Source organism: Streptomyces sp. O3 (genome assembly GCF_054788135.1).
The window spans coordinates 102140-117985 of record NZ_JBTVYK010000009.1 but is presented as its reverse complement, the minus strand read 5'-3'; the positions used below and the strand labels follow the sequence as shown (position 1 = coordinate 117985).

Genomic DNA, 15846 nt, shown 5'->3' with positions numbered 1-15846 from the left:
AGGGCGGAACGGGTGGGCACAACCCACCCGACCCCGGTGACCGTTCTCGCTTGGCCCGCAGGGCGACACCCTCCCCCTGAGGGGGACACGGCGCACCCCCGTGAAACCAGGGCCCGCAGGGCGACACCCTCCCCGGAGGGGGACACGGGGTACCCCGTGAAACCAGGGGCGCCTAGTGGCGGTAGAAGATGCGGGTGCCGTATTGGGTGAGGACGCGGCCGTTCCACTCGTGGCCGCCGTCGACGTTGCCGGAGCGCAGCAGCGGGGGATCGATCCCGCGCGCGGCGAGATCGCCGGCCGCGACGGCCATCATGGATTGCAGGATCGCGCTGGTCACCACGCTGGACGCGGGACCGAAGGGCGCGCTGACGCCCTCCGCCGTAAGCTCCGCGTCGCCCACCGCGATCTTGCTGTCGAGCACGACGTCGCAGTGGTCCTTGAGGAAGGTCCCGGACGCGTGCCGGGACTTGGTCTCCGTCGCGTACGCGACGGAGGTCACCCCGATGACCTTCAAACCCAGCGCCCGCGCGTTGATCGCCATCTCGACAGGCAGCGCGTTCCGCCCGGAAAGCGAGATGATCACCAGGACGTCGCCGGGCTGCGCCGGGCTCGTGTCGAGTACGGCGGCCGCGAGCCCGTCCACCCGTTCCAGCGCCGAGCCCAGCGTCGCGGGCATGACGTCGACGCCGACCGTGCCGGGCACCGCGAGAAGGTTCATCAGGGCCAGACCGCCCGCGCGGTAGACGATGTCCTGCGCGGCGAGCCCGGAGTGCCCCGCGCCGAAGGCGAACAGCCGCCCGCCCGCCTCGACGGCGTCGGCGAGCAGCGCCCCGGCCGCCGAGATCGCGTCGGACTCCTCCGCGCGGACCCGTTCGAGCAGGCCGATCGCGGCCTGAAGGTACTGGTCCGCCAGTGTGCTCTCGCCCATGCCCAGGCCCCTCTTCCGTGGTGTCGCGGATCACGTTGCGGTCTGGACCAGTGGGCTGTCAATACGGCCGCACGGGGGTATGGGCGCCCGCTTCACCTGGCGGGGCACGGTTGTCAGCGGTATGCGTCAGAATTGGGGGAGGCGGGTTAGCGCGACGATCGCACATCGAGGGGCACGTATGTCCGGACTGATCGACACGACGGAGATGTATCTCCGCACCATCCTTGAGCTGGAGGAGGAAGGTGTGGTCCCCATGCGCGCCCGAATCGCCGAGCGGCTCGACCAGAGCGGGCCGACCGTCAGCCAGACGGTGGCGAGGATGGAGCGCGACGGCCTGGTCGCCATCGCGAGCGACCGGCACCTGGAGCTCACCGACGAGGGCCGTCGGCTGGCCACTCGCGTGATGCGCAAGCACCGGCTCGCCGAGTGCCTGCTGGTCGACGTGATCGGCCTGGAGTGGGAGCAGGTGCACGCCGAGGCCTGCCGCTGGGAGCATGTGATGAGCGAGGCCGTGGAGCGGCGGGTGCTCGAGCTGCTGCGGCACCCCACCGAGTCGCCGTACGGCAACCCGATTCCGGGCCTGGAGGAGCTGGGCGAGCAGGCGGAGGCGGACCCGTTCCTGGACGAGAGCATGGTCAGCCTCGCCGACCTGGATCCGGGCGACGAGGGCAAGACGGTCGTGGTGCGCCGGATCGGGGAGCCCATCCAGACCGACGCCCAGCTGATGTACACGCTGCGTCGGGCCGGTGTGCAGCCGGGCGCCGTGGTGAGCGTGACGCAGGCCGCGGGCGGGGTGCTGGTGGGCAGCAGCGGGGAGGCGGCGGAGCTGGAGGCGGAGATCGCCTCCCATGTCTTCGTGGCCAAGCGCTGAAGGTCGCCGCCCGGCGGAGGCCTCTTGGTCTTCGCCGCGGTCCCTGTGCGCTCGGGTCCGGGTGTGTGGGGCGCGTTGGGTTGGGGTGGGGCGCGTTGAGTCGGGGCGGTCGTGCGGAATCGGCTGATCCGGTCTCAAATTCCGGGCATTCGTGGTGGCTTGGCGGTACGATTCCCAGACTTACTGCACAGAACCGCAGCGGCCGGGCGTTGCGCGTGCCAGGCTGTCGCGTGAGGCATATGACCTGAGGGCTCTTGACCGGGTGACGGCGGCGTCCGGCGACGTCCGCCCCCGAGTGCGGTCCCTTGCGGTCGAGGAGGGGGCGGGACGATGTGCCGTGGACGTTGCGCGGACCGTCGGGACGCAGAGGGCCCCGGCGCCCTGTGGCGCCGGGGCCTGCCCTCCCCTGTGCTGACCCGGAGCCCCGAGCTCCCAGGGTCATTCCCCTCGGACCGTTTTCCCCGAGCGGCCCGCCTCCCGCAGAAGATCTCCCCTCGGCCGCGCCGATCAATCCTTGAGCGCGGTCACTCGAACGAGGGGTGTTGCCGGAAGAAACGGCGTTCCCGAATGGGAGTTCGATAACGTGCCCGTACCGTGGGACGTATGGGGTCGTTCAGGGAACGAAGGACAGTGGTCAGGGGGGTGCCAGAACTGATGGTGCGGCGCATCGAGGTAACGGGAGCCGGCGGCGTGCGTCTGGCGGCCTGGGAGTTCGCGGACCCGCCGAAGTCCGGGGAGGTCGACCGCTCACCCGGCGTGCTGTTATTGCACGGCCTGATGGGCCGCGCCTCACACTGGGCGGGCACCGCCCGCTGGCTCGCCGAGCGGCATCGCGCGGTCGCACTCGACCAGCGCGGCCACGGCCAGAGCGACAAACCGGCCGACGGGCCGTACAGCCGCGAGGCCTATGTGGACGACGCCGAGGCCGCGCTGGTCCAGCTCGGCCTCGCCCCCGCCGTGCTGATCGGACACTCCATGGGCGCGCTCACCGCCTGGCAGCTCGCCGCCCGCCGCCCCGATCTGGTGCGGGGACTGATCATCTGCGATATGCGGGCCTCCGCGCTCGGCGCGGCCTCACAGCGCGAGTGGGAGGACTGGTTCAAGACCTGGCCGGTGCCGTTCGCCACCCTCGCCGACATCCGCAAGTGGTTCGGCGAGGACGACCCCTGGGTGGAGCGCCCCAACCCGGCGCGCGGCGCCTTCTACGCCGAGGTGATGGCCGAGCACCAGGACGGCTGGCACCCCGTGTTCTCCCGCGACCAGATGCTCGCCTCACGCGCCACCTGGGTGTACGACGCGCACTGGGAGGAGCTGGCCCAGGTGCGGTGCCCCGCGCTCGTGGTGCGCGGCCTGGACGGCGAGCTGGGGCGCGCCGAGGCGCAGGAGATGGTCCGGGTCCTCCCGCGCGGCGCGTACGCGGAGGTGCCGGACGCCGGGCATCTCGTCCACTACGACCAGCCCGACAGCTGGCGCACGGCCGTCCAGCCGTTTCTGGACGGCGTGCTGGCTGTCTGAGTGGGGTGGGCGGTCAGAGCCTGTCGGTGATGTCGTCGTAGCCGACGATCTCGCGCGGGCTACGGCTGCCGGGGCCCGTGTAGCGCGCCGACGGGCGGACCAGGCGGCCGGTGCCGTGCTGCTCCAGGATGTGCGCGCTCCAGCCCGCCGTACGGGCGCAGGTGAACATCGAGGTGAACATGTGCGCCGGGACCTCGGCGAAGTCCAGCACGATCGCCGCCCAGAACTCCACGTTGGTGGCCAGCACCCGGTCCGGGCGGCGCGCGTGCAGCTCGTCGAGCGCGGCCTCCTCCAGCGCCCTGGCCACCTCGAAGCGCGGCGCGCCCAGCTCCTCGGCCGTACGGCGCAGCACGCGGGCCCGCGGGTCCTCGGCGCGGTAGACGCGGTGCCCGAAGCCCATCAGCCGCTCGCCCCGGTCGAGCGCCCGCTTGACGTAGGCCCTGGCGTCTCCGGTGCGCTCGATCTCCTCGATCATGCCGAGCACCCGCGAGGGCGCGCCGCCGTGCAGCGGCCCCGACATGGCGCCGACGGCCCCGGACAGCGCCGCGGCCGCGTCGGCGCCGGTCGACGCGATCACCCGAGCGGTGAAGGTGGACGCGTTCATGCCGTGTTCCGCGGCCGACGTCCAGTACGCGTCGACCGCCTTGACGTGCTTCGGGTCGGGCTCGCCGCGCCAGCGGATCATAAACCGCTCGACCACCGAGGCGGCCTTGTCGATCTCACGCTGCGGCACCATCGGCAGGCCCTGCCCGCGCGCCGACTGGGCCACGAAGGAGAGCGCCATCACGGCGGCCCGCGCCAGGTCGTCGCGCGCCTGGGCGGCGTCGATGTCGAGCAGCGGTTTCAGACCCCACACCGGGGCGAGCATGGCGAGCGCCGACTGCACGTCCACGCGGATGTCGCCGGAGTGCACCGGGATCGGGAAAGGCTCGGCGGGCGGCAGTCCGGGGTTGAACGCGCCGTCGACCAGGAGGCCCCACACGTTGCCGAAGGACACCTGGCCGACCAGGTCCTCGATGTCGACGCCGCGATAGCGGAGCGCGCCGCCTTTCTTGTCGGGTTCGGCGATCTCCGTCTCGAACGCGACGACTCCTTCAAGTCCGGGTACGAAGTCGGACATCAGGCGGCTCCTCATGATCTGTGCGGGCAGACGGTGACTCCGGGAAGTCAGGACGATATCTCTTAGTGCCACCTTTGGGCAGGGCGCACGGCACTCAGTGCCATGTGATGCCCCTACCGGGGAGTGGTGTGTGCGCCGTGTGAGGGAAGATGAGCGCGTGACTGATCCCGCCATTGACGGCCCTGTTGACGGCCCCGTCGACCCCGCAGGCATGCGTGAGCACTACCGCGAGGAGGGGCTCGGGGAGTCCTCGCTCGCCGCCGACCCGATGCGGCAGTTCGCCCGCTGGTTCGAGCAGGCGGCACGGGACGCCGAGCTCATCGGGCTCTACGAACCCAACGCGATGGTCGTCTCCACCGCCGACGCCGACGGCCGCCCCAGTTCCCGTACGGTGCTGCTCAAGGGGTACGACGAGCGAGGCTTCGTCTTCTACACCAACTACCTCTCGCGCAAGGCCCGCGAGATCGACGCCAACCCGGCGGTCGCGCTGCTCTTCCCCTGGCACGCCCTGGCCCGCCAGGTTGTCGTCACGGGCACGGCCGCGCGCGTGGGGCGCGACGAGACCGCCGCGTACTTCCGCACCCGCCCGCACGGTTCGCAGCTCGGCGCCTGGGCCAGCGCGCAGTCGTCCGTGGTCGCCGACCGTGCCGAGCTGGACCGCTCGTACGAGGAGCTGGCGGCCCGCTATCCGGAGGGCTCGCAGGTGCCGGTACCGCCGCACTGGGGCGGCTACCGGGTGACGCCGCGCACGGTGGAGTTCTGGCAGGGCCGCTCGAACCGGCTGCACGACCGGCTGCGCTACGTCCCGGCGCCGGGCGGCGCGGGGTGGGCCGTGGAGCGGCTGGCCCCGTAAGCCCCGTAGGGCGCGTGCGGAGCGTCAGGTCAGGGTCTCGTCCAGGATCGCCGCCCACTGGGCCACCACGCGGTCGCGGCGCGCCGCGTCGTCGGTGAGGAGGTTGGCGAGCCCCAGGCCGCGGGCCATGTCGAGCAGGCCCTGCACCGTCTCGCGGACGCCGGGGCGCGACTCGTCCGCGCCCAGCAGTTCCACGGCGATGCGGTGGGTCTCGCGGCCGACGCGGGCCTCCAGCTCGGTCACCCGTACGCGTAGCTGCTCCTCGTTGGACGCGGCCACCCACAGGTGCAGCGCGGCCCGGAACAGCGGACCCGTGTAGAGCTCGACCAGGGCCGCCACGACCGCCGTCCGGTCCTGTACGGGCAGCTCGCGCAGGGCGTGCGAGCGCTGCTCGGAGACGTACTCGACGGCCGCCGTGAACAGGTCCTCGCGGGTCGGGAAGTGGTGCTGCGCCGCGCCCCGCGAGACACCGGCGCGCTCGGCGACCACGGAGACCGTGGAGCCCGCCCAGCCACGCTCGGCGAGGCAGGCCACGGCGGCCTCAAGGAGCCGCTGCCGGGTGACCCGGCTGCGGTCCTGTTTCGGCGCCCGCTCGGGCTGACCGGCGCGGTCGGGCTGGTTGGAGCTGTCGGGGCGGGTCACAACACCCATGGCGCGTCCCGTCGTTCGAGGAGTGCGGTGATGCCTTCGCGCGCGTCGGGAGACTTGAACAGCCGCGCCGACTCCAGGACGAGCTGTTCCTCGTCCCGGTCGAAGACCCTCAGCACCTTAGCCGCGAGCAGCTCCTTCGTCGCGGCCAGGGCGCTCGGCGCGGCCCTGCGCAGCCCGTCCAGGACCGGCGCGAGCGCGTCGTCCACGTCTCCCGGCGCGGCCACGGTGACCAGCCCGATCCTGGCCGCCTCGGCCGCGTCGAAGCGCTCCCCGGTGAGGTAGTACCGGGACGCCGCGCGGGGTTCGAGCCGCGGCAGCAGCGGCAGCGAGATCACCGCGGGCGCGACCCCGATCCGTACCTCCGTGAACGCGAAGTCGGACCCCGCCGACGCGACCGCGATGTCGCACGCGCCCAGCAGCCCGAGCCCGCCCGCCCGCGCCTTGCCCGCCACCCGCGCCACCACCGGCTTGGACAGCCCGACCAGCTGCCGCAGCAGCCTGACGAACGCGTACGGGTTCGGCGGCTCCTTGAGATCGGCGCCCGCGCTGAAGGTGCCCCCGGCGTGCGTGAGGACGACCGCCCGCACGCCGGGATCGTCCTCGCACGCCCGCAGCGCGTCACCCAGGCGGTCGACGAGGCGCGCGGAGAGAGCGTTGCGGTTGTGCGGCGAGTCGAGCGTGAGGATCGCGATCCCCCGCTCGTCCCGCCGCCCGACGAGCGTGTCCGTCACCCGGTCTCCTTCTCTGTGGCCCGCAGCTCACGCCGCAGGATCTTCCCGCTGGCCGCCCGCGGCACGCTCTCGACGAACTCCACCGCGCGGACCTTCTTGTACGGCGCGACCCGCTCGGCGACATACGCCATGACCTCGTCGCCCGACAGCTCGACGCCCGGCTGGCGCACCACGAACGCCTTGGGGACCTCCGCGCCGTCCGCGTCGTAGACGCCGATCACCGCCGCGTCGGCGATCCGCGGGTCGGTGAGCAGCAGTGCCTCCAGTTCGGCCGGGGCGACCTGGTACCCCTTGTACTTGATCAGCTCCTTGACCCGGTCGACGACGAACAGCCAGCCGTCCGCGTCGACCCGTCCGATGTCCCCGGTGTGCACCCAGCCGTCCGCGTCGATCATGTCGGCGGTGGCGTCAGGGCGGCCGAGATAGCCCTTCATCACCTGCGGGCCGCGGATCGCGATCTCGCCGTCCGCGCCGGGTCCGGCGTCGCGGGACGGGTCGTCGAGGGACAGGATCCGCATCTCGGTCGAGGGGATGAGCTTGCCGACGGCGCCGGGCGGGCCGCTCTCGGCGTGCGGCGGCGTCATGTGCGTGGCGGGCGACAGCTCGGTCATCCCGTACGCCTGTCCGACGAACGGCACGCCGATGCGCCGGGCGCAGGCCGTCGCCAGCGCGCCGTCCAGCGGGGCCGCCGCGCTGATCAGATAGCGCAGCGACGACAGGTCGTACCGCTCGACCGCCGGGTGCTTGGCGAGCGCGAGCACCACCGGGGGCGCCACATACAGGCCGGTGATGCGGTGCTGCTCGATGGCCGCGAGGAAGGTCTCGAGGTCGAAGCGCGGCAGAACGACCACGCGGGCGCCGTCTCGCAGAGGTGCGTTCATCAGGGCGGTCAGGCCGTAGATGTGGAAGAACGGCAGGACCGCGAGGATGCGGTCGTCGGGGCCGCCGGGGATGACCGGGTGGAGCTGCGCCAGGTTGGTGGCGATGGAGCGGTGGGTGAGCATCACGCCCTTGGGAACGCCGGTGGTGCCCGACGAGTAGGGCAGTACGGCGACGTCTTCGGCCGGGTCGATGTCGACGGCGGGTTCCGGGGCGGTGGTGCCGGCCAGCAGGTCGGGTACTGAACGGTGGCCGTCGCCGCGGTCGCAGAGGAAGATCTCCCGGATGCCGCCGGTGAGTTCGGCGGCGGCGCGGGCCGCGCCGAGCAGCGGGGACACGGTGACGATCCAGATCGCACCGGAGTCGCGGAGCTGCTTGGCGAACTCCTCGGCCGTGGCGAGCGGATGGACCGTGGTCACCGTCGCGCCCGCGCGGGTCGCGGCGTAGAACACGACCGGGTAGGCCACGCTGTTGGGGCTGTGCAGCGCCAGGACGTCGCCCTTGCGGATCCCGGCCTCGGCGAGAGCCGCGGCGAGGCGGCGGTGGTGGGCGTCGAGCTGGGCGTAGCTGAGGGTCGTGCCGTCCACTCCGTCGACGAGGGCGGGGAGTTCGCCGTACTCGGCGGCGCGGCCCAGTACGGCGTCGTGGATGGGCACGTTGAGGGGCGGTACGTCTGCGAACTCGCTCTGGAACACCATGGCGGGCCCTCCGGGGGGGGGGGTGTGGGGCGGGGGGGGGGGGGGGCTGGGCCCGGTCGAAAACCACCCCCCGTGGCCCGGGGGGGGGGGCGGGGGGTTTTTTCACGACAGGGCCTAGGACGCCCCCACCATTGGAGCTCATCCGGCCGTCGAGGGCAGGGGAACTAGTAACTCTTGGGCAGCCCGAGCGTCTGGTGGGACACGTAGTTCAGGATCATGTCGCGGCTCACCGGCGCGATCCGCGCCACCCGTGACGCCAGGACCAGCGACGCCAGGCCGTACTCCCGTGTGAGGCCGTTGCCGCCGAGCGTGTGCACCGACTGGTCCACCGCCTTGACGCACGCGTCCGCCGCCGCGTACTTCGCCATGTTCGCCGCCTCGCCCGCGCCCGCGTCGTCGCCCGCGTCGTACAGCGCCGCGGCCTTCTGCATCATCAACCGGGCCAGCTCCAGCTCGATATGACACTGCGCCAGCGGGTGGGCGATCGCCTGGTGCGCCCCGATCGGCGTCTTCCAGACGCTGCGCTCCTTGGCGTACTCCACCGCGCGGCGTACCGCGTACCGGCCCATGCCGAGCGCGAACGCGGCCGTCATGATCCGTTCCGGGTTGAGCCCGGCGAACAGTTGGAGCAGGCCCGCGTCCTCGTCGCCGACGAGCGCCGATGAGGGCAGCCGCACCTCGTCCAGCACCAGCTCGAACTGCTTCTCGGCCGCCTGGAGTTCCATGTCGATCGGGTGGCGCTGGAACCCTTCGGCGTCCCGCGGGACGATGAACAAGCAGGGCTTGAGCTTGCCGGTGCGGGCGTCCTCGGTGCGGCCGACGATGAGCGTGGCGTCGGCGATGTCCACACCGGAGATGAAGACCTTGCGGCCGGTGAGCACCCAGTCGCCGCCGTCGCGGCGCGCCGTGGTGGTGATCCGGTGCGAGTTGGAGCCCGCGTCCGGCTCGGTGATGCCGAAGGCCATGGTGCGGGCGCCGTCCGCGAGGCCCGGCAGCCACTGGCGTTTCTGCTCTTCGGTGCCGAAGCGGGCGATCACGGTGCCGCAGATGGCGGGCGACACCACCATCATCAGCAGCGGGCTGCCCGCCGCTCCCAGCTCCTCCAGGACGATGGACAGTTCGGCGATGCCGCCGCCTCCGCCGCCGTATTCCTCGGGGAGGTTGACGCCCAGGTAGCCGAGCTTGCCCGCCTCCGCCCAGAGTTCTCGGGGGTGGCCGCCGTCGCGTACGACGTCGGTCAGGTACGCGCGGCCGTAGCGGGCGCCGAGCGCGGCGACGGCGGCGCGCAGGTCCTGGTGCTCCTGGCTTTCGATGACGGGGCTCGTGTGCGCGGTACTCCTCATGCGGGTGGTTCCTCCTCGTGTACGACGGCGAGCAGGGCGCCGACCTCGACCTGGCGGCCGGGTTCGGCGTGCAGAGCGGTGAGCGTGCCGGAGGCCGGAGCGGTGACGCGGTGCTCCATCTTCATGGCCTCCAGCCAGAGCAGCGGCTGTCCTGCCTGTACGCGGTCGCCTTCGGCGAGCCCGTCGGCTACGCGCACGACCGTGCCGGGCATGGGGGCGAGCAGGGAGCCGGGGTCCTGGTGCCCGGTGGCGGGGTCGGGGAAGCGGGGGCGGGGGGTGAAGGTGTGGGAGCGGGTGGGCGTGTCGACGTACACCCGGCCGTGGCTGTGGCCGTGTCCGTGGCCGCGCTCGCGGCTGTGGCCGTCGGCGGCGTCGTCGTACGCGGTGACCTCGAAGCGGTGCTGTACGCCGTCGACTTCGAGGCGGACGCGGTGCTCGGTCGCGTCGAGTACGCGGATGTCCGGGTGTCCGTCGGGGGTGAGCCCGTCGCGGGTCCGCCAGTAGCGCACCTCGTGGTCGCCGGTGCGGCCCCGGTAGGCCTTGAGCTGGGGCTGTGAGGGCAGGTTCCGCCAGGCTCCGGCGCGGGTGCCGCCCCGCGCGGTCCTGCTGGCCGCGTCCGCGAGGGCCGCCGCGAGGGCGGCGACGGCTTCGCCGTCCGGCGGGGACGCGGTGAGGTCGTCCAGGTGGCGTGCGTAGAAGCCCGTGTCGACGTCGCCCGCGGCGAACTCCGGGTGCCGCAGGGACCGTACGAGCAGCTCGCGGTTGGTCACCGGGCCGTGCACACGGGACCGTTCCAGCGCCCCGGCCAGCTTGCGGACGGCCTCCGCGCGCGTCGGGGCCCACGCCACGACCTTCGCGAGCATCGCGTCATAGTGGACGCCGACCGCGTCGCCGTCCCGGTAGCCGGTGTCCAGGCGGACGCCGGGCGGCGCGGGGACGTCGATCCGGTGCAGCGTCCCGGTCTGCGGCGCCCACCCCCGCTCCGGGTCCTCCGCGTACAGGCGGGCCTCCACGGCGTGGCCGCGCGGCGACGGCGGGGCGGGCTCCAGCGCCCCGCCTTCCGCGACGCGCAGTTGCCGTGCGACCAGGTCGAGGCCGAAGACCTCTTCGGTCACCGGGTGTTCGACCTGGAGACGGGTGTTCATCTCCAGGAAGCAGGCGCGGCCTTCGCCGGTGACCAGGAACTCGACGGTCCCGGCGCCCCGGTAGCCGACGGCCCGCGCCGCCGCCGTGGCGAAGGCGTGCAGCGAGGCGCTCAGTTCGTCGGGCAGGCCCGGCGCCGGGGCCTCCTCGATGACCTTCTGGTGGCGGCGCTGGAGCGAGCAGTCGCGGGTGCCGAGCGCCCAGACCGTTCCGTGCCCGTCGGCGAGTATCTGCACCTCGACATGCCGGCCCCGCTCGATGTACGGCTCGACGAACACCTCGCCGTCCCCGAACGCACTCAGCGCCTCGGCCTCGGCGGCCGCCAACTCACCCGGCAGGTCTTTCAGTTCCCGTACGACGCGCATACCGCGCCCGCCGCCGCCCGCCGCCGCCTTGATCAGCAGCGGGAGGGCGTCGGCGGTGGCCGCCTCCGGCCGCACCGGGTCGAGCAGCGGCACGCCCGCCGCGGCCATCAGCTCCTTGGCGCGGGTCTTGGACGCCATCGCCTCGATCGCCTCGGGCGGCGGCCCGACCCAGACGAGCCCCGCGTCCAGGACCGCGCGCGCGAACTCCGCGTTCTCGGAGAGGAATCCGTAGCCGGGGTGCACAGCGTCCGCCCCGGCCGCCTGCGCGGCCTTCACCACCAGGTCGCCGCGGAGATAGGTGTCGGCGGGCGCGGTGCCCGGCAGCCGTACGGCCGTGTCCGCTTCGCGTACGTGCAGGGCGTCGGCGTCCGCGTCGGAGTGCACGGCGACGGTGGCGATGCCGAGTTCGCGGCAGGTGCGGAAGACCCGGCAGGCGATCTCGCCGCGGTTGGCTACGAGTACAGACTTGATCATCGTCGGGAACGTCCTCACATCCGGAATACGCCGAAGCCGCCGCGGGCGCCTTCGTACGGGGCCGTGTGGATCGCGGACAGGCACAGGCCGAGCACGGTGCGGGTGTCGCGCGGGTCGATGACGCCGTCGTCGTACAGCCGCCCGGACAGGAACATCGGCAGCGACTCGGACTCGATCTGCTGCTCCACCATGGCGCGCAGCGCGGCGTCCGCCTCGTCGTCGTACGGCTCGCCCTTGGCGGCGGCGGACTGCCGGGCGACGATCGACAGGACGCCCGCGAGCTGCTGCGGGCCCATGACCGCGGACTTGGCGCTGGGCCAGGCGAACAGGAAGCGGGGGTCGTAGGCGCGGCCGCACATGCCGTAGTGCCCGGCGCCGTAGCTCGCGCCCATCAGGACGGACAGGTGCGGGACGGTGGAGTTGGACACCGCGTTGATCATCATCGCGCCGTGTTTGATGATGCCGCCCTGCTCGTACTCCTTGCCGACCATGTAGCCGGTGGTGTTGTGGAGGAAGAGGAGGGGGATGTCACGCTGGTTGGCGAGCTGGATGAACTGGGCGGCCTTCTGCGACTCCTCGCTGAACAGGACGCCTTGGGCGTTGGCGAGCACGCCGATCGGGTAGCCGTGCAGGGTGGCCCAGCCGGTGACCAGGCTCGGCCCGTACAGCGGCTTGAACGCGTCGAAGTCGGATCCGTCGACGATACGGGCGATGACCTCGTGCGGGTCGAAGGGGACCTTCAGATCGCCGGGCACGATGCCGAGCAGTTCGCCCTGGTCGTACTTGGGCGGCTCGGCGGGCCTGGGATCTGCGTACGCCTTGCGCCAGTTGAGGCGGGCGACGACGCGGCGGGCCTGGCGCAGCGCGTCGGGTTCGTCGGCGGCGAGGTAGTCGGCGAGCCCCGAGGTGCGGGCGTGCATCTCGGCGCCGCCGAGCGACTCGTCGTCGCTCTCCTCGCCGGTGGCCATCTTCACCAGCGGGGGCCCGCCGAGGAAGACCTTCGCCCGCTCCTTGACCATGATCACGTGGTCGCAGAGGCCGGGGACGTACGCGCCGCCCGCCGTGGAGTTGCCGAACACCACGGCGATGGTGGGGATTCCGGCCGCGGACGACTGGGTGAGGTGCTTGAACAGCGCCCCGCCCGGAATGAAGATCTCCTTCTGCGACGGCAGGTCGGCGCCGCCGGACTCGACGAGATGGATGGACGGGAGGCGGTTGGCGTGGCCGATCTCATGGCCGCGGAAGGCCTTCTTGAGGGTCCAGGGGTTGGACGCGCCGCCGCGTACGGTCGGGTCGTTGGCGGTGATCAGGCACTCCACGCCCGATACGGTGCCGATGCCGCAGACCATGGACGCGCCTACCGGGTAGTCGCTGCCCCAGGCGGCGAGCGGCGACAGTTCCAGGAACGGGGTGTCGGGGTCGAGCAGCAGCTCGACGCGCTCGCGGGCGAGGAGTTTGCCTCGCCCGCGATGCCGGTCGACGTACTTCTCGCCGCCGCCCGCGAGGGCTTTGGCGTGCTCGGCCTCCAGCTCGGCGAGCTTGTCGAGCATGGCGGCGCGGTTCGCGGTGTAGTCGGGGGTGGTCGGGTCGACGGCGGTGGGGAGAGTGGTCACTTGGCACCTCCGGTGCGGGTGAGTGCGGGCGAGCGTTGGGCGCCTGCGGCGGACGTCTCCCCCATAGGCGAAGAACACCTCACGGCAGCAACCCCACCGGCACCTCGACCTCCCGCGCCCGCAGCCACTCCCCCACCGCCTTCGCCTGCGGGTCGAAGCGCGCCTGGGCGGCCACGCCCTCGCCCAGCAGCCCTTCGACCACGAAGTTCAGCGCGCGCAGGTTCGGCAGGGCGTGCCGGGTCACCGGCAAGGGGGCCGTCTCCGGCAGGAGTTCGCGGAAGAGGTCCACGGTCAGCGTGTGCGCGAGCCACCGCCACGCCTCGTCCGACCGCACCCACACACCGACGTTGGCGTCCCCGCCCTTGTCGCCGCTGCGGGCCCCGGCGACCCGGCCCAGCGGAACCCGGCGGGTGGCCGCCATGGACGGCAGCGGCGGCGGCAGCGGCGGCTCCGGCACCGCGTCGAGCGGGCGCGTGCGCGGCGGTCCTGGCGGCACGACCCGCCGCCCGTCCGGCAGCACCGCCGTGTGCGGCACCGAGTCCCGCTCGACGTACGCCGCCTCGAAGACCCCGTACGGCGTCCCCTTGCCCGGCGGGGCCGTCACATGGAAGCCGGGATAGCTGCCGAGCGCCAGTTCGATCGCCGCGCCGCTCACCGCGCGCCCCGCTACCCGCTGTTCGGGGTCGCGGACGACGAGCCGCAGCAGCGCGCTCGCGGTCTCCTCGGTGGCCGCGTCCGGCCGGTCGGTGCGGGCCAGCTCCCACCGCGTCTCGGCCGGGCGGGACTTGCTCAGCGCGTCCTCCAACTGGGCCCGCACCAGCGCCGCCTTGGCCTCGATGTCGAGCCCGGTGAGCACGAACACGACCTCGTTGCGCCAGCCGCCCAGCCGGTTGAGCCCGACCTTGAGCGCGGGCGGCGGGGGTTCGCCCCGTACGCCCTCGATCCGCACCCGGTGCTCGCCGTCCCCGGTGAGCCGTACGGTGTCGAGGCGGGCCGTGACGTCGGGGCCCGCGTACCGGGCGGGGCCCGTCTCGTACAGGAGCTGCGCGGTGACGGTGCCGGTGTCGACGACGCCGCCGGTGCCGGGGTGTTTGGTGATGACGCTGGACCCGTCCTCGTACACCTCGGCGAGCGGGAAGCCGGGGCGGCGGAGCACGTCGCCCGCACGGCTCGCGTGCTCCGCGCGGCTCGCGTGCTCCATGTGCTCCGTGAAGAAGGCGTAGTTGCCGCCCGTCGCCTGTGTCCCGCACTCCAGGACGTGCCCGGCGACCACGGCGCCCGCGAGCCGGTCGTACGCGTCGGGCGGCCAGTCGAACCACCACGCCGCGGGCCCGCTGACCAGCGCCGCGTCCGTGACCCGCCCGGTGACCACGACGTCGGCCCCGGCGCGCAGGCACGCGGTGATGCCGCCGCCGCCGAGGTAGGCGTTGGCGGTGAGGACGCCGTCGCCCCAGCCTCCGCGCGCGAGTAGGTCGTCGCCCTCCACGTGCGCGACCCGCACCGGCACGCCGACTCGCTCGGCCAGGTCGCGGATCTCGGCGGCGAGTCCGGCCGGGTTGAGGCCGCCCGCGTTGGCGACGACGCGCACACCGCGCTCGCACGCCAGCGCCAGGCACTCCTCCAGCTGCCGCAGGAAGGTCTTGGCGTACCCGAGGTCCGCGTCGCGCAGCCGGTCGCGTCCCAGGATGAGCATGGTCAGTTCGGCGAGGTAGTCGCCGGTGAGGACGTCGAGCGGCCCGCCGGTGAGCATCTCGCGCAGGGCGTCGAAGCGGTCGCCGTAGAAGCCGGAGGCGCTCCCGATCCGCAGCGGCCCCACGCCCGGCCGCACGCCCTCACTCACCGGGGGTCCCCGCCTCCCCAGGGGTCCCTTGCTTCGGTTCCCGTCCCTTGCCCGGCGGGCCCGCGAAGGCCTGGGCGATGTCCAGCCAGCGGTCCGCGTCCGCGCCCTCGGCCCGTACCGCCAGGTCCGCGCGGTGCGCCCGCCGGGTCACCAGGAGGCAGAAGTCGTACGCGGGTCCGGTGACGCGCTGGGCGGCGTCCTCGGGCCCGTACGCCCAGACCTCGCCGTCGGCGCCGTCGAGCTCGACCCGGAACTCCTCGCCGGGCGTCGGCAGCCCCCGTACCCCGAAGGCGTAGTCCCGCGCACGGACGCCGATCCGCGCCACATGCCGCAGTCGGGCGGTGGGTGCGCGGCGCGTCCCGAGGCCGTCGGCGATGTCCTGGCCGTGCGCCCAGGTCTCCATCAGCCGCGCGGTGGCCATCGCCGCGGCCCCCATCGGGGGCCCGTACCAGGGGATGCGGGTGCCGGGCGGCGCGGCGCGCAGCACCCCCAGCAGCTCCGCGCGGCCGTCGCGCCAGTGGGCGAGCAGGGCGGCGGGCGGCAGGGCCGCGCCCTCGTCGGCGGCCGCGTCGACGAACGAGTCGGGGGCGGCCAGGGCCTTCTCGGCCTCCTCGGCGAAGGCATCCGGCTCGGTGGCGGCGAGCAGCGCGGCCCGGTCCGTCCAGGCGAGATGGGCGATCTGGTGGGCGATCGTCCAGCCTTCCGCGCTGCTGGGCCAGGACCACTGCGACTGGCTCAACCCGCTCACGGCAAGGTCGAGTTCCTCGCCCTCGTCACGCAGATCGTCGAACACGGGCACGGGGTCGGACACGGCGCGCTCCC

13 protein-coding genes are annotated in these 15846 nt (G+C 73.1%); 3 read left to right on the top strand and 10 right to left on the bottom strand.

The genetic code is table 11. The features are described from left to right. Nucleotides 1-172: 172 nt before the first annotated feature. Entirely contained in the window at nucleotides 173-928 is a 756-nt protein-coding gene (locus tag ACX6XY_RS07430; RefSeq protein WP_460327724.1) for an SIS domain-containing protein, read from the bottom strand. A 178-nt stretch (nucleotides 929-1106) separates the two neighbouring features. Between ACX6XY_RS07430 and ACX6XY_RS07425 the strand changes: the two genes are divergently transcribed. Together ACX6XY_RS07425 and ACX6XY_RS07420 are read left to right on the top strand one after the other, a co-directional pair. Then, entirely contained in the window at nucleotides 1107-1799 is a 693-nt protein-coding gene (locus ACX6XY_RS07425) for a metal-dependent transcriptional regulator (RefSeq protein ID WP_460327723.1), read from the top strand. Nucleotides 1800-2453: 654 nt separating this feature from the next. Then, nucleotides 2454-3314 carry an alpha/beta fold hydrolase gene (locus ACX6XY_RS07420; protein WP_460327731.1) on the top strand — a complete coding sequence of 287 codons (861 nt, stop codon included), beginning with the start codon at nucleotides 2454-2456 and terminating at the stop codon, nucleotides 3312-3314. 13 nt (nucleotides 3315-3327) lie between these two features. Here the strand turns inward: ACX6XY_RS07420 and ACX6XY_RS07415 are convergent, their stop codons facing one another. Further along, nucleotides 3328-4434: a citrate synthase 2 gene (locus ACX6XY_RS07415; RefSeq protein ID WP_460327722.1), complete on the bottom strand. Its 1107-nt coding sequence runs from the start codon at nucleotides 4432-4434 to the stop codon at nucleotides 3328-3330. A 211-nt stretch (nucleotides 4435-4645) separates the two neighbouring features. Here ACX6XY_RS07415 and pdxH point away from each other — a divergent pair, with 211 nt between their 5' ends. After that, complete coding sequence (gene pdxH / locus ACX6XY_RS07410) at nucleotides 4646-5287, top strand: pyridoxamine 5'-phosphate oxidase (RefSeq protein WP_460327729.1); 642 nt, start codon at nucleotides 4646-4648, stop codon at nucleotides 5285-5287. Nucleotides 5288-5311: 24 nt separating this feature from the next. Here the strand turns inward: pdxH and ACX6XY_RS07405 are convergent, their stop codons facing one another. From ACX6XY_RS07405 to ACX6XY_RS07370, 8 genes are all read right to left on the bottom strand, one after another. Next, complete coding sequence (locus ACX6XY_RS07405) at nucleotides 5312-5938, bottom strand: TetR/AcrR family transcriptional regulator (RefSeq protein ID WP_460327721.1); 627 nt, start codon at nucleotides 5936-5938, stop codon at nucleotides 5312-5314. Next, entirely contained in the window at nucleotides 5926-6669 is a 744-nt protein-coding gene (locus tag ACX6XY_RS07400) for an enoyl-CoA hydratase family protein (protein WP_460327720.1), read from the bottom strand. Before ACX6XY_RS07400 ends, ACX6XY_RS07405 begins: the two co-directional genes overlap by 13 nt. Continuing rightward, nucleotides 6666-8246 (bottom strand): 4-coumarate--CoA ligase family protein, encoded by a 1581-nt coding sequence (locus ACX6XY_RS07395; RefSeq protein WP_460327718.1) that lies wholly within the window; start codon nucleotides 8244-8246, stop codon nucleotides 6666-6668. The genes ACX6XY_RS07400 and ACX6XY_RS07395 overlap by 4 nt, the downstream gene beginning before the upstream one ends. 164 nt (nucleotides 8247-8410) lie before the next feature. After that, the gene (locus tag ACX6XY_RS07390; RefSeq protein WP_460327717.1) at nucleotides 8411-9589 is read right to left on the bottom strand and encodes an acyl-CoA dehydrogenase family protein; all 1179 of its coding nucleotides are present in this window, start codon (nucleotides 9587-9589) and stop codon (nucleotides 8411-8413) included. Beyond that, the gene (locus tag ACX6XY_RS07385) at nucleotides 9586-11571 is read right to left on the bottom strand and encodes an acetyl/propionyl/methylcrotonyl-CoA carboxylase subunit alpha (protein WP_460327715.1); all 1986 of its coding nucleotides are present in this window, start codon (nucleotides 11569-11571) and stop codon (nucleotides 9586-9588) included. The genes ACX6XY_RS07390 and ACX6XY_RS07385 overlap by 4 nt, the downstream gene beginning before the upstream one ends. Before the next feature lie 14 nt (nucleotides 11572-11585). Then, nucleotides 11586-13184, bottom strand: coding sequence for an acyl-CoA carboxylase subunit beta (locus tag ACX6XY_RS07380; RefSeq protein WP_460327712.1), 1599 nt, complete (start codon nucleotides 13182-13184; stop codon nucleotides 11586-11588). A 79-nt stretch (nucleotides 13185-13263) separates the two neighbouring features. After that, entirely contained in the window at nucleotides 13264-15024 is a 1761-nt protein-coding gene (locus ACX6XY_RS07375; RefSeq protein WP_460327710.1) for an acyclic terpene utilization AtuA family protein, read from the bottom strand. Continuing rightward, complete coding sequence (locus tag ACX6XY_RS07370; RefSeq protein WP_460327709.1) at nucleotides 15017-15835, bottom strand: TIGR03084 family metal-binding protein; 819 nt, start codon at nucleotides 15833-15835, stop codon at nucleotides 15017-15019. Before ACX6XY_RS07370 ends, ACX6XY_RS07375 begins: the two co-directional genes overlap by 8 nt. Between the last annotated feature and the right edge of the window lie 11 nt (nucleotides 15836-15846).

Coding starts and splice junctions, on each gene's coding strand:
- ACX6XY_RS07430 (WP_460327724.1), bottom strand. CDS start 928: ATGGGCGAGAGCACACTGGCGGACCAGTACCTTCAGGCCGCGATCGGC.
- ACX6XY_RS07425 (WP_460327723.1), top strand. CDS start 1,107: ATGTCCGGACTGATCGACACGACGGAGATGTATCTCCGCACCATCCTT.
- ACX6XY_RS07420 (WP_460327731.1), top strand. CDS start 2,454: ATGGTGCGGCGCATCGAGGTAACGGGAGCCGGCGGCGTGCGTCTGGCG.
- ACX6XY_RS07415 (WP_460327722.1), bottom strand. CDS start 4,434: ATGTCCGACTTCGTACCCGGACTTGAAGGAGTCGTCGCGTTCGAGACG.
- pdxH (WP_460327729.1), top strand. CDS start 4,646: ATGCGTGAGCACTACCGCGAGGAGGGGCTCGGGGAGTCCTCGCTCGCC.
- ACX6XY_RS07405 (WP_460327721.1), bottom strand. CDS start 5,938: ATGGGTGTTGTGACCCGCCCCGACAGCTCCAACCAGCCCGACCGCGCC.
- ACX6XY_RS07395 (WP_460327718.1), bottom strand. CDS start 8,246: ATGGTGTTCCAGAGCGAGTTCGCAGACGTACCGCCCCTCAACGTGCCC.
- ACX6XY_RS07390 (WP_460327717.1), bottom strand. CDS start 9,589: ATGAGGAGTACCGCGCACACGAGCCCCGTCATCGAAAGCCAGGAGCAC.
- ACX6XY_RS07385 (WP_460327715.1), bottom strand. CDS start 11,571: ATGATCAAGTCTGTACTCGTAGCCAACCGCGGCGAGATCGCCTGCCGG.